General features: G+C 36.5%; 18 protein-coding genes and 1 tRNA gene. 13 read left to right on the top strand and 6 right to left on the bottom strand.

The window, feature by feature from the left end:
* Positions 1-7 precede the first annotated feature (7 nt).
* Positions 8-400: a glycine cleavage system protein GcvH gene (gcvH, locus tag CUB63_RS07305; RefSeq protein ID WP_006533681.1), complete on the top strand. Its 393-nt coding sequence runs from the start codon at positions 8-10 to the stop codon at positions 398-400.
* 134 nt (positions 401-534) lie between these two features.
* The gene (gene gcvP / locus CUB63_RS07300; RefSeq protein ID WP_109847775.1) at positions 535-3411 is read left to right on the top strand and encodes an aminomethyl-transferring glycine dehydrogenase; all 2877 of its coding nucleotides are present in this window, start codon (positions 535-537) and stop codon (positions 3409-3411) included.
* Positions 3412-3479: 68 nt separating this feature from the next.
* Here gcvP and CUB63_RS07295 read toward each other — a convergent pair whose 3' ends face one another.
* Both CUB63_RS07295 and ygfZ read right to left on the bottom strand, forming a co-directional pair.
* Positions 3480-4082: an HD domain-containing protein gene (locus tag CUB63_RS07295; RefSeq protein WP_109399790.1), complete on the bottom strand. Its 603-nt coding sequence runs from the start codon at positions 4080-4082 to the stop codon at positions 3480-3482.
* A 31-nt stretch (positions 4083-4113) separates the two neighbouring features.
* Positions 4114-5100 (bottom strand): tRNA-modifying protein YgfZ, encoded by a 987-nt coding sequence (gene ygfZ, locus CUB63_RS07290; RefSeq protein WP_109847774.1) that lies wholly within the window; start codon positions 5098-5100, stop codon positions 4114-4116.
* A gap of 264 nt (positions 5101-5364) precedes the next feature.
* Between ygfZ and sdhE the strand changes: the two genes are divergently transcribed.
* Both sdhE and CUB63_RS07280 read left to right on the top strand, forming a co-directional pair.
* On the top strand, positions 5365-5640 hold the full coding sequence (gene sdhE, locus CUB63_RS07285) for an FAD assembly factor SdhE (protein WP_072063493.1): 276 nt from the start codon (positions 5365-5367) through the stop codon (positions 5638-5640).
* Between the two features lie 474 nt (positions 5641-6114).
* On the top strand, positions 6115-6522 hold the full coding sequence (locus CUB63_RS07280; RefSeq protein WP_109847773.1) for a protein YgfX: 408 nt from the start codon (positions 6115-6117) through the stop codon (positions 6520-6522).
* A gap of 16 nt (positions 6523-6538) precedes the next feature.
* On the opposite strand, the gene fldB is transcribed toward CUB63_RS07280, so the two are convergent.
* Positions 6539-7057 carry a flavodoxin FldB gene (gene fldB / locus CUB63_RS07275; RefSeq protein WP_109847829.1) on the bottom strand — a complete coding sequence of 173 codons (519 nt, stop codon included), beginning with the start codon at positions 7055-7057 and terminating at the stop codon, positions 6539-6541.
* A gap of 108 nt (positions 7058-7165) precedes the next feature.
* Here fldB and xerD point away from each other — a divergent pair, with 108 nt between their 5' ends.
* The 7 genes from xerD to CUB63_RS07240 all read left to right on the top strand — a co-directional run bounded on the left by xerD (position 7166) and on the right by CUB63_RS07240 (position 15546).
* On the top strand, positions 7166-8104 hold the full coding sequence (gene xerD / locus CUB63_RS07270; RefSeq protein ID WP_006533672.1) for a site-specific tyrosine recombinase XerD: 939 nt from the start codon (positions 7166-7168) through the stop codon (positions 8102-8104).
* A 33-nt stretch (positions 8105-8137) separates the two neighbouring features.
* The gene (dsbC, locus tag CUB63_RS07265; RefSeq protein ID WP_109847772.1) at positions 8138-8845 is read left to right on the top strand and encodes a bifunctional protein-disulfide isomerase/oxidoreductase DsbC; all 708 of its coding nucleotides are present in this window, start codon (positions 8138-8140) and stop codon (positions 8843-8845) included.
* Positions 8846-8854: 9 nt separating this feature from the next.
* Positions 8855-10588, top strand: a complete 1734-nt coding sequence (recJ, locus tag CUB63_RS07260; RefSeq protein WP_109847771.1) for a single-stranded-DNA-specific exonuclease RecJ — start codon at positions 8855-8857, stop codon at positions 10586-10588.
* A gap of 171 nt (positions 10589-10759) precedes the next feature.
* A protein-coding gene (prfB, locus tag CUB63_RS07255) for a peptide chain release factor 2 (protein ID WP_109399795.1) occupies positions 10760-11858 on the top strand; the annotation gives its coding sequence in 2 pieces (ribosomal slippage) (positions 10760-10834 and positions 10836-11858; 1098 coding nt in all).
* Between the two features lie 8 nt (positions 11859-11866).
* Positions 11867-13381, top strand: a complete 1515-nt coding sequence (lysS, locus tag CUB63_RS07250) for a lysine--tRNA ligase (protein WP_109399796.1) — start codon at positions 11867-11869, stop codon at positions 13379-13381.
* 164 nt (positions 13382-13545) lie between these two features.
* Positions 13546-13619, top strand: a tRNA-Gly gene (locus CUB63_RS07245).
* A 376-nt stretch (positions 13620-13995) separates the two neighbouring features.
* Entirely contained in the window at positions 13996-15546 is a 1551-nt protein-coding gene (locus tag CUB63_RS07240) for a methyl-accepting chemotaxis protein (RefSeq protein WP_109847770.1), read from the top strand.
* A 350-nt stretch (positions 15547-15896) separates the two neighbouring features.
* Here CUB63_RS07240 and CUB63_RS07235 read toward each other — a convergent pair whose 3' ends face one another.
* The 3 genes from CUB63_RS07235 to CUB63_RS07225 form a co-directional block, all read right to left on the bottom strand.
* Entirely contained in the window at positions 15897-16100 is a 204-nt protein-coding gene (locus CUB63_RS07235) for a hypothetical protein (RefSeq protein WP_109847769.1), read from the bottom strand.
* A 273-nt stretch (positions 16101-16373) separates the two neighbouring features.
* Positions 16374-16583, bottom strand: coding sequence for a sigma-S stabilization anti-adapter protein IraP (locus tag CUB63_RS07230; protein ID WP_006533663.1), 210 nt, complete (start codon positions 16581-16583; stop codon positions 16374-16376).
* 499 nt (positions 16584-17082) lie between these two features.
* Entirely contained in the window at positions 17083-17631 is a 549-nt protein-coding gene (locus CUB63_RS07225) for an NADPH-dependent FMN reductase (RefSeq protein ID WP_006533662.1), read from the bottom strand.
* A gap of 431 nt (positions 17632-18062) precedes the next feature.
* Between CUB63_RS07225 and CUB63_RS07220 the strand changes: the two genes are divergently transcribed.
* Entirely contained in the window at positions 18063-18557 is a 495-nt protein-coding gene (locus CUB63_RS07220; protein ID WP_006533661.1) for a hypothetical protein, read from the top strand.
* Between the two features lie 5 nt (positions 18558-18562).
* A complete protein-coding gene (locus CUB63_RS07215) occupies positions 18563-21265 on the top strand; it encodes a sugar transporter (protein WP_109847768.1) in 2703 nt (900 codons plus the stop codon).
* Positions 21266-21296 lie beyond the last annotated feature (31 nt).

The raw sequence follows: 21296 nt of genomic DNA, 5'->3' as shown, positions 1-21296 counted from the left end.
AAGGTCAATGAGTCAAATACCTAGTGAATTAAAATACGCGCAGTCTCATGAGTGGATCCGTTCAGAAGGTAATGGTGAATACACTATCGGTATTACTGAACATGCACAGGAATTATTAGGTGACATGGTGTTTGTTGATCTACCTGAAGTGGGTAGAGAAGTGGCAGCAGGTGATGATTGTGCAGTCGCGGAATCAGTAAAAGCTGCATCAGATATCTATTCACCATTATCGGGTGAAATTATCGCAGTAAATGAAGAGTTAGATGGTTCTCCAGAGCTGGTAAACAGCGCGCCTTACGGAGAAGGTTGGCTATTTCGCATTAAAGCAAATAATGAAAGTGAATTAGATGACCTACTTGATGCTGCTGGTTATCAAGAATTGGTAGATAGCGAAGAGTAAACCGAAGCGCCCCGTCAAATTAATGTCGGGGCGTTTTCATTTGTTAGCTTGTTATCGTAATGCTGTCTTAACGCGCTTTAAGCCGTGTGCTATTTACCTATCCATATCATAGTGAATTCAGGAAATTACTTGCAATGACACAGACTTTAAATCAGTTAGAGTATCGCGATGAATTTATTCGTCGCCATATTGGTTCATCACCAGAACAGATTAAAGAGATGCTCAGTGCTGTTGGCGTCTCCTCATTAAATGAATTAACTCAAAAAATTGTTCCAGATAATATTCAATTAGAAACACCACCGAATGTGGGTGCTGGGGCAACAGAGCAAGAAGCCTTAGCTGAATTGAAAGCGATCGCTAGCCAAAATAAACGCTTTACTTCTTATATTGGAATGGGGTACGCGCCTTCTGTATTACCGCCTGTGATTTTGCGTAATTTATTAGAAAATCCGGGTTGGTATACCGCTTATACACCGTATCAGCCAGAAGTATCTCAAGGTCGTTTAGAATCATTACTGAATTTCCAACAGGTGACAATCGATTATACAGGAATGGATCTCGCCTCTGCATCATTGCTAGATGAAGCAACGGCTGCAGCTGAAGCAATGGCGATGGCAAAACGTGTAAGCAAACTAAAAAATGCAGATCGTTTCTTTGTCGCTGATGATATTCATCCTCAAACCTTAGATGTTGTCAGAACTCGTGCAGATACCTTTGGCTTTGATGTTGTTGTTGATAAAGCTGAGAAAGTATTGGAACTTGAAGGTGTTTTTGGTGTGCTATTACAACAAGTCGGCACAACGGGTGAAGTTCATGATTACAGTAAGTTATTGGCTGAACTGAAAGAACGCAAAATCATTACTAGTGTTGCTGCCGATTTAATGGCGCTGGTGGTATTAACAGCACCGGGTCATCAAGGCGCTGATATCGTATTAGGTTCAGCACAACGGTTTGGTGTACCGATGGGATATGGTGGCCCTCATGCAGCATTCTTTGCTTGTCGTGATGAATATAAACGAGCAATGCCAGGGCGTATTATTGGGGTATCTCGTGATGCTGCGGGTAATCGGGCATTACGCATGGCAATGCAAACGCGTGAACAGCATATTCGTCGTGAAAAAGCCAACTCCAATATCTGTACATCTCAAGTTTTGCTTGCCAACATTGCTGCTATGTATGCGGTTTATCATGGGCCAGAAGGATTAAAAACTATCGCTCAACGTATTCATCGTTTAACGGATATTTTGGCGGCGGGTTTACAGCAAAATGGCATGGCCTTACGCCATCAAACTTGGTTTGATACCTTAACAGTTGAAACTGCAGATAAAGCCGCTGTATTACAACGTGCAAAAGACGCTGAAATTAACTTGCGCACTGATATTGTGGGTGCCGTTGGTGTCACATTAAGCGAGATTACAACTCGTGAAGATGTATTAAAGCTAGTTGAAATTATCAGTGGTAAAGCATTGGTGGGTGATATTGATACACTTGATAAACAAGTCGCTTCATCTTCAGCATCTATTCCCGCATCTATGCAACGTAAAGACACTGTGCTGACACATGAAAACTTTCATCAGTATCACAGTGAAACAGAAATGATGCGCTATATGCATCGTTTGGAAAATAAAGACTTAGCATTGAATCAAGCGATGATCCCATTAGGATCATGTACGATGAAACTTAATGCTGCAGCTGAAATGATCCCTATTACATGGCCTGAATTTACAGAGCTACATCCATTCTGCCCAGCTTATCAAGCGAAAGGTTATCAGGTCATGATTGGGCAATTGGCTAATTGGCTTGCTGCATTAACCGGTTATGATGCAATGTGTATGCAACCAAACTCGGGTGCTCAAGGTGAATATGCAGGTTTATTAGCTATTCGTCGTTATCACCAAAGTCGTGGGGAAGGAACGCGACATATCTGTTTGATCCCAAGTTCAGCTCATGGTACTAACCCTGCTTCTGCTCATATGGCGGGAATGACGGTAGTGGTGGTGGGATGTGATGATAACGGCAATATTGATATTGCAGACTTAAAAGCTAAAGCAGAAAAACATCAAGCTGAACTCTCTTGTGTAATGGTGACATACCCATCAACGCATGGTGTTTATGAAGAAGGTATTCGTGAAGTTTGTGAAATCATTCATCAATATGGCGGACAAGTTTATCTTGATGGTGCCAATATGAATGCGCAAGTGGGGATCACAACACCGGGCTTTATTGGCTCTGATGTTTCTCACTTAAACTTACATAAAACTTTCTGTATTCCTCATGGCGGTGGTGGCCCAGGTATGGGACCTATTGGTGTGAAATCACACTTAGCACCATTTGTACCGGGACATTCTGTTGTTGAAATGGAGAATGTCACCACACAAGGCGCGGTTTCTGCAGCCCAATTTGGTAGCGCTTCAATACTCCCCATTAGTTGGATGTATATTCGTATGATGGGGTCTCAAGGGCTTAAACAAGCAAGCCAAGTGGCAATCTTAAATGCGAATTATATCGCGCAACGTCTGAAAAATGACTATGACATTCTTTATGCTGGCGCTGATGGTTATGTCGCACATGAATGTATTATCGATATTCGTCCATTAAAAGCGAATTACGGTATCAGTGAAATGGATGTGGCTAAGCGTTTAATTGACTATGGATTTCACGCTCCAACCATGTCATTCCCTGTTGCGGGTACATTGATGATTGAGCCGACAGAATCAGAAAGCAAAGTGGAAATTGATCGCTTTATTGAAGCTCTGCTTTCTATTCGGGCTGAAATTGCACAGGTAGATAAAGGTGTATGGCCAATTGATGACAATCCATTAGTTAATGCACCTCATACACAATATGAATTAGTGCAAGAGTGGTCACACGGTTATAGCCGAGAGTGTGCTGTATTCCCAAGTGAAGCAACGAAACAAAACAAATATTGGCCTGCGGTTAAACGTCTGGATGATGTGTATGGCGACCGCCATTTACATTGTTCATGTGCGCCAATTAGTGATTATGAATAAGCTTTAATCTAACAATATTCCTAAATTAAATACCGATGGTTAAGTTAGCCATCGGTATTTTTTTGTTGTTACTTCAACCAGCCTTTTTTCTGCGCCTCTAATAATTGAGGGTAGAGATATTGCCAAAATTCTGGCCACTGTTTTTCAATAAACAGATTGCGCGCTAATACTTGTTCTAAGCGGATATTATTTTCTACCCAACTTTGACCTTCATTATGTAAATTCATCAGCATTGGCATGGTGCGATCAAGAATATTAGCAAACTGAGACTCGGGTGTTTCAGCAGCATCATATTCCAACCATAAATTGAGGAAATATTCACTTTGTGGGGAGGGTAATAAAGCAAAAATGCGTCTTGCCGCTTTTTGCTCGTGTTCTTTGATAGCTTCACGTGCCGCAACGTCATACACCATAACGTCGCCAGCGTCGATTTCAACGATATCGTGGACTAAAGCTAATTGAATAGCACGCCCCATATCAATATCGCCCGCATAAGGTTGGAAACTCATTGCAGCAACCGCAAAATGCCAGCTATGTTCTGCTGTATTTTCAGAACGGCTATTGTCTAATACATTATTTTTACGATAAACACGTTTAAGTTTATCTAACTCCATAATAAAGTTAATCGTATCAGAGAAGGGGCCAAATGCGCCTTTAGGTAATTGTGTCATAAAAATCCGTATTGGTTATGATAAATAAGAATTACTCTTCTTCTAAAGAATAAGGCAGTGGTTTAATGGATAAACGACTGGTGCTATCGCCTTGAACTCGAAATACACTATCGAACTCCATATCGTTATTCATAACAACTTCAGCCAAAATAGTATTATCAGCCATACGTACAGCGCTTAATACAGTGCCCGTTTTACGCCATTTATCTTCACCCAATTGCCACTCAATGCTACCTCCGATCTCAGGTAACTCAGTACCACCACCTGATAACAGATACATTGCACGTTTATTGGCACCTCTAAATTTCGCACGAGAGACCATCTCTTGCCCTGTATAACATCCTTTTTTAAAGCAGATGCTCAGTGGCAATGCTTGTAGGTTTGTTGCTTGAGGTAAGAATTGCTCAATATTTGGAGTATCAATAATAGGATATCCAGCCTCAATATCTAAAGCTAACCATTGCTCACTATTACTGGTTTCTGCTTTTAATGTTGCTACAAGATTTTTTGCTGTTTCTTCATCAGTTACGATTAAAAAGCGTTCGGTAGGTAAAGGCAGTTGAAGAATATAAGTATTATCATGATTAACGACTTCGTTTGCTTTACGAGGGATATTTGGAAAGTAATCAGCTAATGCAAGAGCTGCACCTTGTCCAGCTAATCCTAATAAAACGCTATCTGTATTTTCAGCTAGGGTTACTTTTGAGAATACGGCATATTTTTTTAATTCGGCAAGTTGTTTTTGTGCGATATTTTTACGCAGAATATAAGCAAAACCTTCTTGCTGGTGGAATAAGCGAAGTGTGCTCCACATTTTACCTTTTGCTTCACAGTGTGCAGCCAATGTATGTGTCGTTGTTGGAAGTGCTGCAATATCCGTTGTTAATTGACCTTGTAGATACTTTTCACTGTCAGCACCTGTTGCTGTTATCAGTGACCATTCATCTAAAGAAACCAGTGTTAATGGCAAATTGATTGCTGCATGAGGGCGTTTAGCCTGAATAGAATTTTGAGTCATGATGTCACCAGCTATTAAATTAATCAGATACATCGGTTATGGTAAAAGAGTGACAAGACAATGCAAGTCATTATTATTTTTAACGCACAGAAAATGAACTTGATAAATAACAAATGAATGTGTGTTCAATAGGTTGTCTATGAGACTAAACATGCAAACTGTGATCATTTTGATGTTAAAAATTTTGCGATAAGACTATCATCAATGCTAGGAAGAAATAGTGGTATTTCTTGATTTGAACAATGTAAAGAGCAGAGTATGACTATCGATATAGAGAATAAAGCACGAATTAACTGGGCATGTCGTCGTGGAATGCGTGAACTAGATATTTCTATCATGCCTTTTTTCGAGAATGAGTACGATACGCTATCTGATAACGATAAAGCACTTTTTGTTCGTTTACTAGAGTGTGCAGATCCTGATTTATTTAACTGGTTAATGAATCATGGACGCCCTGATGATGATGAGCTCTATTATATGGTGAAATTAATTCAAGATCGCAATAAAGCTAGGATGGCGGAAATCGTTGATAAATATTAATAAAAAAAACGTATAAAATCAGCGATAGGCTAAATAATAATTTTTTGTTGATTATAAATGACGCTTTTATTATCTCATAAAGGCGTTTTTTTATTTTTATATAAAAATAATATTATTCATGTTCTAAAATGTGATGAAATAAAAAACAGGTTTGCGATAAAAATGCGTGTTATCTCTATAAATTATCGTTTAAATGATTTTTTTTCACGATTATCTTCTGGATATTTAGTCGATCGGGTATGCTTATTTTATTAAAACAGCAATTAAAAAAGAATAAAAATTACGTACTTATTATTAAATTGTGTTTTTTAAACACAGATTAAATAGAAAAATTAACAATTAATAATCAAGCTAAAATATAAGATAAACTATTTGCAAGGTTAAGAAGGAAGTTACATTATAAATAGGTTGGTTTTTTATTATCTTTAACTTATTTCTATCTATATAGAATTATAGCAGGAGTGAATATAACTCGTGATTTTATGGAAATCGCACCTCACAGTATCATGGTTCACTCAACTCTTCTCAACGGTTGCTTATGTTGCCTTTGTGATAGCTTTACTGTTGTATCCATGGCCACCTGATTTTATTTATGTTTGGGTGCCATTGTTACTTCTCCTGATAAGCAGTTGGTATTTCACACAAAAGAATATTAGCCGTATCAAAGGAGATTTTATTTTACTAAATGGCAATCGAATTCAATGGAAACTACATGAATGGCAAATAACGAAACGTCCTTGGATAAGCCGTTTTGGCACTCGAATAACATTGACTTCTATTCTAAATAAAAAGCAAATCACGTTATGGGTTGCATTTGATAGTATGACTGAAAATGAGTGGCGTAACTTCTCTCAGTTATTAATGCAATATCCAGATATTTAATATCTGGATATTAAATTTATAAGTTTTCTTCTATTTCACGTAGAATTTGCATACACCATTGTGATAAACGTTCATCAGTCTCTTCAAACTGGTTGACGTCATCTAATGCAAGACCAACAAAATGTTTGCCATCATCTGATAAAGGTTTGGGGCTGATAAATTCATATCCATCGACAGGCCAGAAACCAATAAATTTAACACCACTTGGTAATAAATGATGATAGAGCATACCCAGCGCATCAAGAAACCATTCGCTGTAATCGACTTGGTCACCCATTCCGTACATGGCAATAAGTTTATTTTTTAAATTTAATGTTGGCAACGTGTCCCAAATATTGAGCCAATCTTCTTGGATCTCGCCAAAATCCCAAGTGGGAATACCTAAAATAAGGATGTCATATTGCTCCATAAGCGTGATATCACACTCTTGAACATTATGAAGATCAACGAACTCTTCACCGAGAATATCACGAATTTTTTCTGCTGCCATTTCGGTGTAACAGGTACTGGAACCGTAAAATAGACCAATTTTCATAAAGATTTCTAGGATATTTTTGCCAATAAAGGTCACTATTGTACCAGAAAAATTTTTTTATAAGGCATAATGTAAAGGCGATAAGCTAAAGAGAGGGAGAGTCAGACTGTGTCACAAACCAAATTATCGATAAAAAAGACAACTCAGATCAATGAAGATACAGATATTATCATTGAACAATTTCTCGACAATATTTGGTTAGAGCAAGGCTTATCCGCAAATACGCTTAGCTCTTATCGCTTAGACTTGCAAGCATTAGGGCAATGGCTTGCACATCATCAATTAGATTGGTTGTCAGTCTCTACTTTGGATTTGCAATCTTTTCTCGCGACGCGTTTAGATGAAGGTTATAAAGCCAGCAGTGCAGCTCGATTACTCAGTACAATGCGTCGGTTATTCCAATATTTATATCGTGAAAAATTACGTTTAGACGATCCTAGCGCATTGCTTTCAACCCCTAAGCTTCCTAAGCGTTTACCAAAAGATTTAAGCGAGCAACAAGTTGATGATTTACTCAATGCCCCTTGTATTGATGAACCATTAGAATTACGTGATAAAGCAATGCTTGAAGTGCTTTATGCCTGTGGGCTTCGTGTGTCTGAATTAGTGGGGTTATCTCTTTCTGATATCAGCTTACGGCAAGGTGTATTAAGAGTGATCGGTAAGGGCGATAAGGAACGACTTGTCCCTTTAGGGGAAGAGGCTATTTACTGGTTAGAACAATATCTGCAATATGGAAGACCCACTTTAATGCAAGGAAAAACAGACGATATTGTTTTTCCTAGCCTAAGAGGGCAGAAAATGACACGACAAACTTTCTGGCATCGGATAAAACATTATGCTGTGATTGCTGGAATTGATACTGAAAAGTTATCACCCCATGTGTTGCGCCATGCATTTGCAACACATCTTTTAAATCATGGAGCAGACTTGCGTGTTGTACAGATGTTATTGGGGCACAGTGACCTCTCTACAACACAGATTTATACCCATGTTGCAACAGAGCGCTTGAAAGTGCTTCATCAGCAACATCATCCAAGGGGATAGCCATCAACACGCTGGCATTAAATAGGAATTTAAATGAAAAAGAAATTACGCTGGTTGCCAATACTATTAAGCATGGTGTCAATGCCTGTGCTTGCTGACAATGCTTCTATTGAAGCGCAATTGGCTAAAATGCAAATTAAAGCAGAAAGCATTCAACCAACCCCGATTGTTGGATTAAATGCGGTGTTATCAGATAAAGGTATTTTTTACATTACTGACGATGGTAAATATCTAACAGCAGGCCCTATTTATAATATCAGCAGCGGTGAGCCTGTTAGTATTGCCAATCAAGTTATTATGAAAAAAGTAGATTCACTTAAAAATGAAATGATCGTTTATAAAGCGCGTAATGAACGCCATGTGATCACCATTTTTACTGATATTAGTTGTCCTTACTGTCAAAAACTTCACCAAGAAGTCCCTGAGCTGAATAAACAGGGGATAACGGTCCGTTATTTAGCATTTCCTCGTAATGGTGTTGGCAATAATATTGTGAGTAAAGAAATGAATGCGGTGTGGTGTAGCGGTTTCCCTAATAAATCGTTAGACAGTGCATTTAAAGGTGACAAAATTATTCCCATTGATGAATGTAAAAAAATCAATATTAATGAACATTTTAAATTAGGCACCATGATAGGAATTCAAGGCACACCTGCTATTGTGTTACCTAATGCGAGTATTTATGGTGGATATATTTCTGCTCAAAACCTTATTGAATTATTAGATAAAAAAGAGAAGTAATCACGTTTTATGGTCACTATTGAACCGACACTACGTCGTCGAATTGCACAGGCAACTCAATTGCCGGATAACTTAGATCCTTTATTACGACAGATTTATGCTAATCGTGGAATAACATCCGAAGTTCAACTAGAACGATCGTTAAAAGGCTTACTTCATTACCAAGCATTAACAGGAATTAAAACGGCAATTTCATTACTCATAGAGGCTTTAAAACAGCAATCTCGTATCGTGATTGTTGGTGATTTTGATGCTGATGGTGCAACCAGTACAGCATTGGCTATCAAAGCATTACGCCAAATGGGATTTAAGCAAGTAAGCTATCATATTCCTAATCGCTTTGATGATGGTTATGGCTTAAGCCCTCAAGTTGTTCATGATGTTGCAAAAAAAGGGGTTGATCTCATTATTACTGTTGATAATGGTATTTCCTCTTTTGAAGGGGTGGAAACTGCCCATGAATACGGTATTCGAGTTCTAGTAACAGATCACCATTTGCCGGGACAAACATTACCTGCTGCTGATGCGATTATTAACCCTAATCTTTCTGATTGTCCTTTTTTATCTAAAGCATTAGCGGGCGTTGGTGTTACGTTCTATTTAATGACGGCATTAAGAGCTGAATTAGAAAAACAAGGTTGGTTTGAGCAACAAAACTTGCCTCGCCCCAATATGGCGGATTTTCTCGATTTAGTAGCGCTAGGTACTGTGGCAGATGTTGTTCCTCTAGATGAAAATAATCGTATTTTTGTTTATGAAGGATTACGCCGAATTAGAGCGGGTCGTTGTTGCGTAGGGATAAAGGCACTTACGGAAGTTTCTCGTAAAGAGCTCTCTCAATTGGTTAGTAGTGACTTAGGTTTTTCTTTAGGGCCTCGCTTAAACGCAGCTGGGCGTCTTGATGATATGTCTGTGGGTGTCGCTTTACTTTTAACCGATAATATTGGCTCTGCGCGTGAAATTGCTAATGAACTTGATGGCTTAAATCAAACTCGTCGTGAAATTGAAGCGGGTATGCAAGAAGAAGCCTCCACTATTTTCCGTCAATTTATGGGCACTCAACATGACTTGCCGAATGGTTTAGCAATTTATCATCCTGAATGGCATCAAGGTGTTGTGGGGATTTTAGCGTCTCGCATTAAAGAAAAATTACATCGCCCTGTTATTGCTTTTGCCCCTAGCGGGGATGGTCTATTAAAAGGCTCAGGTCGTTCAATCAGTGGGGTACATCTCAGGGATGCGTTAGAGCGATTAAATACATTAAACCCAGGTCTGATGCTCAAATTTGGTGGGCATGCAATGGCGGCAGGACTTTCACTTGAAGAAGATAAATTCCCGCTATTTCAGCGTCATTTTTCCTCTTTAATGTCTGAATTGGTTTCTGACGAGCAGTTGCAAGGTGTTATTTTATCTGATGGTGAACTAACGGAAAATCAATTATCGCTACCTATCGCTGAAATGCTAAGAGAAGCAGGCCCATGGGGGCAAGCTTTTCCTGAGCCATTATTTGATGGCAAATTTACGTTATTGCAACAGCGTATTGTAGGCAGTAAGCATTTAAAAATGATGCTTCAGCCAGTAAATAGTCATCTTATGATTGATGCTATAGCATTTAATGTTGATATCAATATTTGGCCTGATAACAGTATTAAAACCGTTGAGTTAGCTTATCGATTAGATGTGAATGAATTTAGAGGGCAAAGAAATGCGCAACTGCTTGTTGAGCACATTTGGCCTTGTTAATACGAATAATTTAAGCAATTTATTGTGATATAAAGTAAAACGTTGTTATGACAACAACTATTGAGTAGACAATTGTATATAAATGCTATAAACCCGTGGATATATCCGTTACAATATGCGGTTCAAAATTTATTCCAATTGTTTTTGAAAACAACATAAAGACGAAAAAGCATGTTTGAAATCAACCCAGTAAAACACCAAATTGAAGAAGTCTCTGAAAGAACACATGTTCTCAGGGGGTATCTTTGACTATGATGCCAAGAAAGAGCGTTTAGAAGAAGTTAACGCTGAATTAGAACAACCTGATGTGTGGAATGAGCCAGAAAGGGCGCAAGCATTGGGAAAAGAGCGTTCATCTCTTGAGGCTATCGTAGAAACTATCGACCAATTAGACCAAGGATTAGAAGACGTTTCTGGTTTACTTGAATTAGCGGTTGAAGCTGATGATGAAGAGACATTTAACGAAGCCATTGCTGAATTAGATGTGTTAAATAAAAAGCTTGAGCAATTAGAATTCCGTCGCATGTTCTCTGGTGAATATGACAGTGCGGATTGCTACCTTGATTTACAAGCTGGCTCTGGTGGTACAGAAGCACAAGATTGGGCAAGTATGCTGATGCGTATGTACTTACGTTGGGCTGAATCAAGAGGCTTTAAAACTGAAATTATTGAAGAATCTGACGGTGATGTTGCAGGATTAAAATCAGCGACTATCAAAATTATTGGTGAGTACGCTTATGGTTGGTTACGTACAGAAACAGGCGTTCATCGCCTAGTTCGTAAAAGCCCATTTGACTCCGGTGGCCGTCGCCATACCTCATTTAGCTCTGCCTTTATTTACCCTGAAGTTGATGACAATATTGATATTGAAATCAACCCAGCTGATTTACGTATTGACGTTTATCGTGCTTCAGGTGCGGGTGGACAGCACGTCAACAAAACAGAATCTGCGGTTCGTATTACCCACGTTCCTACAGGTCTTGTCACTCAATGCCAAAACGATCGCTCTCAGCATAAGAACAAAGATCAGGCAATGAAGCAGATGAAAGCGAAGTTATACGAGCTGGAAATGCAGAAGAAAAATGCAGACAAGCAAGTAATGGAAGATAACAAGTCCGATATTGGCTGGGGTAGTCAAATTCGTTCTTATGTTCTTGATGATTCACGTATTAAAGATTTACGTACTGGTGTGGAAACGCGTAATACACAAGCAGTATTAGACGGTGATCTTGATAAATTTATTGAAGCTAGCTTAAAAGCGGGCCTGTGAGGAAAAACATGTCGCAACAGCAACAAGGTGCGGAGCAGGCACCTGATTTAAATAACGAACTGCAAACACGTCGCGAAAAATTATCCGCTTTACGTGATAATGGTAACGCATTCCCAAATGATTTCCGCAGAGATTCTCTGTCTAACGAATTACATCAAAAGTATGATGCAATGAGTGCAGAAGAGTTAGAAGCAGCGAATGTGGAAGTTGCTATTGCAGGTCGTATGATGACTCGCCGCATTATGGGCAAGGCATCTTTCGCTACATTGCAAGACATGGGGGGGCGCATCCAGCTTTATGTTTCTCGTGATGATTTGCCAGAAGGTATCTACAACGAGCAATTTAAAAAATGGGATCTTGGCGATATCTTAGGTGCTCGTGGGCGAGTTTTCAAAACGAAAACTGGTGAATTAAGTGTTCACTGTACAGAAGTACGTTTATTAACTAAAGCATTGCGCCCATTACCGGATAAATTCCACGGTTTAGCTGACCAAGAAATGCGTTATCGTCAGCGTTATTTAGATCTAATTTCTAACGAGGAATCACGTAAAACTTTCCAAATTCGTTCACAAGTTATGGCGGGTATTCGTCAATTTATGGTGAACAAAGGCTTTATGGAAGTTGAAACGCCGATGATGCAAACCATTCCTGGTGGAGCAAGTGCGCGTCCGTTTATTACTCACCATAATGCGTTAGATATTGATATGTATCTGCGTATTGCACCTGAACTATATTTAAAGCGTTTAGTTGTGGGTGGCTTTGATCGCGTATTCGAAATCAACCGTAATTTCCGTAATGAAGGTGTATCACCACGCCATAACCCAGAGTTCACTATGATGGAACTCTATATGGCGTATGCAGATTACCGTGACTTAATTGAATTAACGGAAGAATTATTCCGTACATTAACTGAAAATGTATTGGGTTCTTCGTTAGTGAAATACGGCGACCAAGAGTTTGATTTTGGCAAACCATTTGCCAAATTAACCATGAAAGAAGCTATCTGCAAATATCGTCCAGAAACGGTAATGGCTGATCTTGATGATATGGATAAGGCAGTTGCTATTGCTCAATCTATTGGTATTAAGATTGAGAAAAGCTGGGGCTTAGGCCGTGTTCAGTGTGAAATTTTTGAAGAAGTTGCAGAAAGTCACTTAATTCAACCAACTTTTATCATTGAATATCCGGCAGAAGTTTCACCATTAGCTCGTCGTAACGACGATAATCCATTTATCACTGACCGCTTCGAATTCTTTATTGGTGGTCGTGAAATTGGTAATGGTTTCTCAGAACTTAATGATGCACAAGACCAAGCCGAACGTTTTGAAGATCAAGTTCGTCAAAAAGAAGCCGGTGATGCAGAAGCGATGTTCTTTGACCATGACTATATTACGGCATTAGAACATGGATTACCGCCAACAGCAGGTTTAGGTATTGGTATTGACCGTATGGTAATGTTATTTACTGATAGTCATACTATCCGTGATGTCATTTTATTCCCAGCAATGCGTCCTAATAAATAATTGTTATTCTAATTAAAGAATCGCAATTAATTGAAAGCCACCGATAGGTGGCTTTTTTATGTTTATTATTAATAGATTATATTTTTCATGATGATTAAATAATCACTTAAATAAGAAGGGGATTGCTGTTAGATTAGGGGAGCGTATAATTGGAAAAAACAACTGCGGGCGTAGTTCAATGGTAGAACGAGAGCTTCCCAAGCTCTATACGAGGGTTCGATTCCCTTCGCCCGCTCCAAAAACTCTTTTCCTCAAATACTCTCTCAATATTGTCCACTCAACATTTATGTTTATTTAGCTAATTTAAGAATATTCCAAACCTTATTTTTCCCCTCAATTATTCTTTTCTCTCTTTAATGCTTCTTATTTATTTTTATCGTAATCATTATATCAACGTTCTGATTTTAAATGATTTTTTGTTTTTTATCTGGAATTATAAAAAATGATATATAAGTAACATTTTTGCTTCCTGCGCATAACTCTTTTTATGTATATAAAATAAAAAATCAAATTATAAAAAACTTTAGTAAAAAATTAAAATAAATTGAAAAAGTGTCGATAAGAGTACATTACGCCCTATTGGGCTTACTTTATCTTGTTAGTTGAGAAATTCGATGCAGAAACTTCGTAACATTACTATTCGTCTGATGATGATAATCATATTGGGGACTTTATGTGTGTTATTTGGCAGTGTTAGTTTTTATAGCGCATGGTCACTATCAAAAATATCTGAAGGTAATCAATCTGATAATAAAATAATTAAGCAAATGGCTGCTCTTAGCATGGGAAATGATCAGTATTTTCGATTCACTTCTCGATTAAATCGTCTTGTTGAGGAAAAAGCAAAAGGTAAAGACGTCGATTTTACACAAGCACAGCTGGCGATGGAAAATATGGAAAAACAGATTGCGTATATGAAATCTGTTTCTCCTGGGCCAATGGATGCAAAAGTATCAAAAGAGTTAATGGATATATGGCAAGCGCTTTTTGAGCAAGGCGTAAAAAAGCAGATGGAATTAGCACTCAATGGCACCATAGAGCAATATGAACATCATGCAAAAAATGTAACACCAGCATTGAGTCGTGAATTAGGTAATGTGAGTGAAAACTTTAATAATGTCGCAAATATAAAAATTGATAGTACGATTAAAGAAGTGAATGAGCTTATTGAAGTGACACAAATTGTTATTATTATTAGCGCCATTTTAGGGGGATGTATCCTGATCCTCACTGATCGTTATTTAGTGGTAATGTTACAAAAACCACTAGAAAGCATTCGTCAACATTTTGTGAAAATTACAGAAGGTGATCTGAGTCAGCCACTAGAGCCTTTTGGTAATAACTGTGCTGGGCGATTAATACCGTTATTAAATGATATGCAAAATAGTTTACATGACGCGGTAAGCACGATCAGAATGGGAAGTGATAATATTTATCGTGGTGCATCTGAAATTGCCAGAGGGAATAACGATTTAGCTTCTCGTACAGAAGAGCAAGCAAAGGCATTAGAGCAAACAGCAGCAAGTATGGAAGAGATAACCGCAGCTGTTAACCAGAATATGGAACATGCTTATCAAGCGAGAGAATTGGCTGAAGTTGCATCAGTGACTGTTGAAAAAGGCAATGAATTAGCTGAATCTGTTGTAACAACGATGGATGGGATCTCTAATAGTTCAAGTCAGATTGCAGATATTATCAATGTCATTAATAACATTGCCTTTCAAACGAATATACTCGCTTTAAATGCGTCAGTAGAAGCGGCAAGAGCAGGAGCTCATGGTCGAGGGTTTATGGTTGTCGCCAATGAAGTGCGTAATTTAGCAGGAGATAGTGCTAAAGCTGCGAAAGAGATTGAAGCCCTTATTGCTGATTCTACAACACGCGTAAAAAAAGGTGCAAGATTAGTGAGTAATATGGAAAAAATGATGGAAGATATTTTGACGGGAGTTAAACAGGTAACGTCAATAATGAAAGAAATCACGATTGCATCTGAAGAGCAAAGTAAAGGTATTGGTCAAGTGAGTGTAGCTATTACCCAAATGGATGGTGTAACGCAACAGAATGCCTCTTTAGTTGAACAAGTTTCAGCGGCGGCCATTTCATTAGAAAGGCAAACCGAAGAATTACAGTTATCTGTACAAAAATTCAATTTTGTTCATCGTTGATATAAAAAATGCATAGAGTATGTGTCTAAGGTGGTAAGTTTTACTCGTTAGACGCGTGAACATAATAAATATAAAGCTTAATTTAGTCATTTATTGAGTATTGAAACAGCATAGTTCATGACATCTTCCATGAGAAACAGAAAATTATACCCAAATTAAGTGAGCTATAAGTAATAGTATTATTTCATTTATATTCAATTAATCAAAAAGTACTTTCTATTTCAATTCTTATAGTCAATCAGTGATTATATTATAGCTTGAAGCGATTTGATTTTTTAAATATAAAGATATACATCCCCTCGCTTATTATAAATAATAAGAGAGGGTGCTAAAGAATACAGAATCAATATTTAGAGTATTTTTTTTATATATTGTTCTGTCTTGCTTATAACATCTTGGTATTGAGGATGATTGAGATAAGCCTCATTGACGGTCTTATTTATATCATGGATTACTCTTTCTTTTTGTTTATCTGTCAAAGTCAATAACAAGGCTTTTAAAATTACTTTCACTGCCGCAATTTCATACGCTATATTGACAACTTTTTTTTCCATAAGATCCTCAAAAGAACGGCAGTTTATTGCTTTGTGATAAATTGTTTTTTATATTAATTAATTACTTAATAAAATCCAAGAAAAAATTAACTTGATAAAGAATATACGATTTTATCATGTTGTATATTAGAACAGTAAATATGAGGGTATTTGAGATTTGAAAAACAGATATTCAGTAAATTTAACTTAGCATTGTATTAATGGGTAGAAAATCACAGAATACCCTATAAAACTAAGGGGTAAATTTTATAGCAATAGTAAATATCATTTTCATTAAGGTTGAGTAAGCTTCTTCACATATTGTTCAGTTAAGTTAATGATTTCATTGAGTTGAGGATATTTGTTCGATGTATCCTCAAGTACTACAGATATATTGGCCAACATATCTCTTCGTTGTTTATCACTTAGCGTGGAAAGTAAGGATTTGATAACAATTTTTAGAGCGGCAATTTCGCATTCAATTTCTTTTAAATTTTTATCCATGGTTTACCTGCCAGTATTTAATAGGTGAGTAATATAGGTAATTTTTTTGTTTATCACAATTATAGAAGCATATTATTTAGAGAAATATCGCACATTATGTCTAGTGTTTTAACCTAATATAAAACATTAAAAATAATTATCAAATAGTAAATTTTATATGTGGCTGTAGATTAAGGCTTTATTGATATCCTCTGACATTATAATGAATAAGATAAATGATTAAAATTGATGTTAAATTTAGTTCTCTTTTAATGGCTTTATTGCTGGTTGTATAGTAAACAATTCTTAGTTGTAATAATAAGAATATATCTTTTAAAGATAATCTATTTTTGTCTCACATTGCTTAATATTGAAATCAGCAAGGGATGTCGTTATTTGTTGTCTATGAAAGATTAAATTTTTTATTTGTCAGCGGGGATATTATAACCCAATAAATTACATTAGCTCTGGTAATAAAAAAAGAGCTTATATTTTTTATATAAAGCTCTTTGGAGTTTGATTAATGATTATTTTGCTTCACAAAAGCAATGTAGGCATCAACCCAGCTTTGTATAAAAGTTGCTGTTTTCTCTGAAAACTTCCCATTCTCAACCATTCCGTCATACCATTTTAGATAACATTCTGGTTGATTTAGTGTTGGCATATTCAAGAAGGCTAATGAATTACGTAAATGCTGTTGAGCTATTGCGGTACTAATATTGCCGGTTGAAACGCCAATAATACCGGCTGGAATTTCATTCCAAGCATTTGTTCCATAAGGGCGAGAGGCTTGGTCAATCGCATTTTTAAGCACACCGGGTATTGAGCGGTTGTATTCCGGTGTGATGAATATGATGCCTTGGCACGCTTTTATTTGCTGTTTAAAATCGATAACAGAGGCGGGGGTATTGCTGTCATCATCTTGGTTATAGAGAGGAAGAGTACTAATATCAATAAACTGACAGGTAAATTCTTGAGGAAATAACTTAATTAAGGCATGTGCTGTTTGTTTATTAAACGAATCTTTTCTTAAACTACCAACAACGATACCAATTTTAAAATGACTCATCTTAGTTCTCCTATTGGAAGGATAAAATGAATATCAACTCTTATATTAGATATTCATTTTTTGATTTTATCTTTGTATTCAAAAACAGCAACAGAATACAAGAATATTTTTACACGTAAGTTGCGTAACTAAATGATAAAATTCGTATTATTATTTTTATTATTATCTGGTATTATCTTAATAATATAAAAACGATATAGTTTATATGACAACGTCTTTACTAAATAAATCCAATATTCAAAAATTGATGTGTTTAGTGTGATGTAAGTAGTGTTTTAAGTAAAAAAATGAATTGATATGAGAACTCATTGAAATTAAGGACGCTAGCTTATTTATTTAGTATGCAGTAGGTAATAGAAAATTATAATAAAATGGCTTAAAATGCGACAACTCATATGCTCTTATTTAAGTCTGATCGGAATTAAGGAAAAATGATGTCCTTATTACAAAATAAAAAGAATGTCCTTGCTGTATTTATGGCAACCAGCGTTCTCACATTATCTGGGTGTACGTGGACTGATTATTCTCGTCCAGTTGAAACGCCTGCGCCAGCACAAACTACACAGCCAGTAGTACAAACTCAGCCAGTGGCAGTTGCACAACCGCTTTCTATGGCACCCTCATCAGAGTCTGTAGATAGTGGTGTAGATGCAGGAAAACTGGGGATAGCACCTCAAAGTGCTTGTATCAAACAACTTGATTCTTTGAAAACTTTTTCTCCATCTGACTATAAATCTATGATGAGCGCATTTAAAGAAATTAGCGAAATCAATGCGATGTACCGTAGTGTTCAAAGTACAGCAAGTAAAGATAGCTTAGATTTATTAAAAATGAGCATTGAATCAAAAACAGAAGTTTTATGTGCAAAAGTTCGCTATTTGTCGATTATGTCAGTTAATTCGACATTAAAAAAATTAGGTGAATAATTACTATGAAATTAAAGCAGAGTGTTTGTCTCGCTTTTATGCTGTTTCCAACGCTATCGTTTGCCAATAATGAGTTTAATTCTGTTATTGAAGATTTTGACCGTTATTTTGAAACGCAAGAGCCAATTAAAATTGAGCCTAAAACATCTGCTATAACTTCATCGTCAACGAGAACTGGTCAGGTTAATCGTAGAGTAAACCTCACCACAACAGCGACTCAACAAACAAAACCAGAGCGACAAGTTAAACCTTCTACGCCAGCTAAAACAGATAATCAAGCAGTCGAACCTATTAAGACGCCTGATATTACGTTGGCAGAAAATTGCCTTGTGTTACCCACTAATTATTCAAAATTAGAGAGTGATTACACTCGTTATTTAACTCCGTTGCTTTCATTTGTTCCTATAAAACCACAATTTACACCAGAGGATCTTAATCGTTATAGCTACAGAAATAATACAACGGTTTATAACCCGTTGACCCTTTATTCAAAAGAAAGTTATACAAAGCCTCAACGTAATGACAATTTCTTGTTAGATGTTATTCCAGGAACATTTTATTCTGTTACGGCTATCCCTTTTCACTTTGCATATCAGTTCAATCGTTCTGTACTCGATCATAAACAACCGCTTTTTAATAAAGAGCTATTAAATCGTTTAGCAGATACGAGAAATAAATATCAATCGTTGTATCAAAAATACACTGAGCAGGCAGCTATAACAAAAGAGCATTTGGAAAAACTTCAAAATGCAAATAACCAAATTAAACAACTTGAATTAACGCTGGCTGAAACAGAAGAAAAGTTAGCTATAGCGAACAACCTACTTACTGATGACACGTTAAAACAGGCGGTTGCTAAGCTACAAAGTGATTTAGAAACAATACAAAAAGAGCGTGATTTATTAGTTAAACAATTATCTGAAAAAGAGAACGTATTACAGGCAACAACAGTAAAAAATACAGAGTTAGCAAAACAGCAACAAAATTTTGAAAACCAAGCGGGAATACTTAAAACCTTAGAGGCAAAATATACTCAGCTTGAGCAAGAAAAAGAACAATTACAATCTCAGTATCAGCAGGCTCAAACTCTGTTAAAAGATGATAGCGCGAAAAAAGAGATTGATAAATTACAACGTTCACTTGAGAGTATAAAACTAGAGCAAGAAAAATTAATTAGCCAATTAAATGAAAAGCAGATATTACTCGCTAAAATTGAACAAGAAAAAGAAACGATACAAGCTCAGTATGTTGAATCTCAGCAATTGCTAGTTGGTAATAATAAGCAAAAAGAACAAGAATTAGCTAATTTAGAAGCAGTAAAAAATAAAGAGATAGCAACATTAGAAAATTCGTTATCAACAATAACAACGGAACAAGAAAAATTAACTAAACAACTCACAGATGTACAAAATCAATTAGCAATAATAAAGAAAGAGAAAGAAGATGTGCAGACTCAATTTACACAGGCTCAACTATTGCTAAAAGATGACTCTGCGAAAAAAGAAATAGATAAATTGCAAAGTACATTATTGAAGATCACATCAGAACGTGAAGATTTATCTAAAGAACTTGCATTAAAAGTAGCAGAAGCAGAAAAGCAACAAGATGTTAATAGCAAACTTGTTGAGGAACAACGCAAAGAAATAGCACAACTAAAAATACAAGTTGAAAAAAGTAATCAGGAACAAACTCAACTTAATAAATCGCTTTTAGCTGTTCAACAGCAAAAAGAGCAAGTGGATGAGAAATTAAAAGCGATCCCAGAATTAAAATCACAGTTAGATAATAAAGTCACTGAATTAGCTGATTTGAAGAAGAGTTTATCTGCCGGTGAAAAAGCTGTTGATAATTTAATTGCTGATAAAAATAATCTGATAGCCAAATTAGAAAAAGCGCAAACTGAGCTATCTGAGAAATATCAAACATTAGATACACAATTTAAAGAGAATAATATCGTCTTAGCTCAAGTTACCACGAGCAAAACAGAGAGTGAGAAAGCTTTAGCATTACTAGAAAAACAACTCGCTGAAAAGCAAAATACGACGGATAAATTGAGTGCTCAATTAGCTGAAGCAAAAGTACAATTAGAAAAACAGAATACAGAAAACACACAAAAAATCAGTATATTAAAGCAACAGCAAACAGAATCTATTGCTAAATTAAATGAGCAAATTAAAGCAAAAGATGCTGAATTAGCAAAAGTTAATACAGACACTAATAATATTTTAAAAGAGAATAAAACGCTAAAAGAGCAGCTTGAGAAAATGGCGGGTGAAGGGCAAATGATTGCTGGGCAACTTGCTTATGCTTATTCGATCATTGGAAAAGATAATGCCCAGCGTAATAAATCCATTTTATCTGAGATCCAAAAACAAAATTACGTACAATATGACGATAATACCTATTTTAAAATCTTAAAACAGGGTAAACCAGTGGCTTCAATTACAGGTAAAACAGTTGTATTTACAATGCATGAATCATTGACTGACGGTACTGTAACTCTTAATTATGATAAATCTAAGCCACTTATCTTACCTTACCGTCAACTGCCATTACCACTGAATACCTTTATTGCAAAAGCGGGTATCAATGGTAAAGCCAAAATTTATATAAAACCAAGTGGCGGTTATGGGAAAAATGGTGTACCTGGGCAAGTACCTCCAGAATCCATGTCTATTGTAACAATTGAGATTTTAGATATTAAATAGAATAATTAAAAGTTAGCATCAGCTCTTTTCT

Source organism: Proteus penneri (assembly GCF_003144535.1).
Taxonomy (GTDB): Bacteria; Pseudomonadota; Gammaproteobacteria; order Enterobacterales; family Enterobacteriaceae; genus Proteus; species Proteus penneri.
Note: the sequence above shows the minus strand (reverse complement) of the source record. Positions and strands in the feature narration are given on the sequence as shown.

Coding starts and splice junctions, on each gene's coding strand:
- CUB63_RS07215 (WP_109847768.1), top strand. CDS start 18,563: ATGAAATTAAAGCAGAGTGTTTGTCTCGCTTTTATGCTGTTTCCAACG.
- CUB63_RS07240 (WP_109847770.1), top strand. CDS start 13,996: ATGCAGAAACTTCGTAACATTACTATTCGTCTGATGATGATAATCATA.
- CUB63_RS07225 (WP_006533662.1), bottom strand. CDS start 17,631: ATGAGTCATTTTAAAATTGGTATCGTTGTTGGTAGTTTAAGAAAAGAT.
- CUB63_RS07230 (WP_006533663.1), bottom strand. CDS start 16,583: ATGGATAAAAATTTAAAAGAAATTGAATGCGAAATTGCCGCTCTAAAA.
- ygfZ (WP_109847774.1), bottom strand. CDS start 5,100: ATGACTCAAAATTCTATTCAGGCTAAACGCCCTCATGCAGCAATCAAT.
- CUB63_RS07220 (WP_006533661.1), top strand. CDS start 18,063: ATGATGTCCTTATTACAAAATAAAAAGAATGTCCTTGCTGTATTTATG.
- lysS (WP_109399796.1), top strand. CDS start 11,867: ATGTCGCAACAGCAACAAGGTGCGGAGCAGGCACCTGATTTAAATAAC.
- fldB (WP_109847829.1), bottom strand. CDS start 7,057: ATGAAAATTGGTCTATTTTACGGTTCCAGTACCTGTTACACCGAAATG.
- CUB63_RS07295 (WP_109399790.1), bottom strand. CDS start 4,082: ATGACACAATTACCTAAAGGCGCATTTGGCCCCTTCTCTGATACGATT.
- gcvH (WP_006533681.1), top strand. CDS start 8: ATGAGTCAAATACCTAGTGAATTAAAATACGCGCAGTCTCATGAGTGG.
- CUB63_RS07235 (WP_109847769.1), bottom strand. CDS start 16,100: ATGGAAAAAAAAGTTGTCAATATAGCGTATGAAATTGCGGCAGTGAAA.
- recJ (WP_109847771.1), top strand. CDS start 8,855: ATGGTCACTATTGAACCGACACTACGTCGTCGAATTGCACAGGCAACT.
- dsbC (WP_109847772.1), top strand. CDS start 8,138: ATGAAAAAGAAATTACGCTGGTTGCCAATACTATTAAGCATGGTGTCA.
- gcvP (WP_109847775.1), top strand. CDS start 535: ATGACACAGACTTTAAATCAGTTAGAGTATCGCGATGAATTTATTCGT.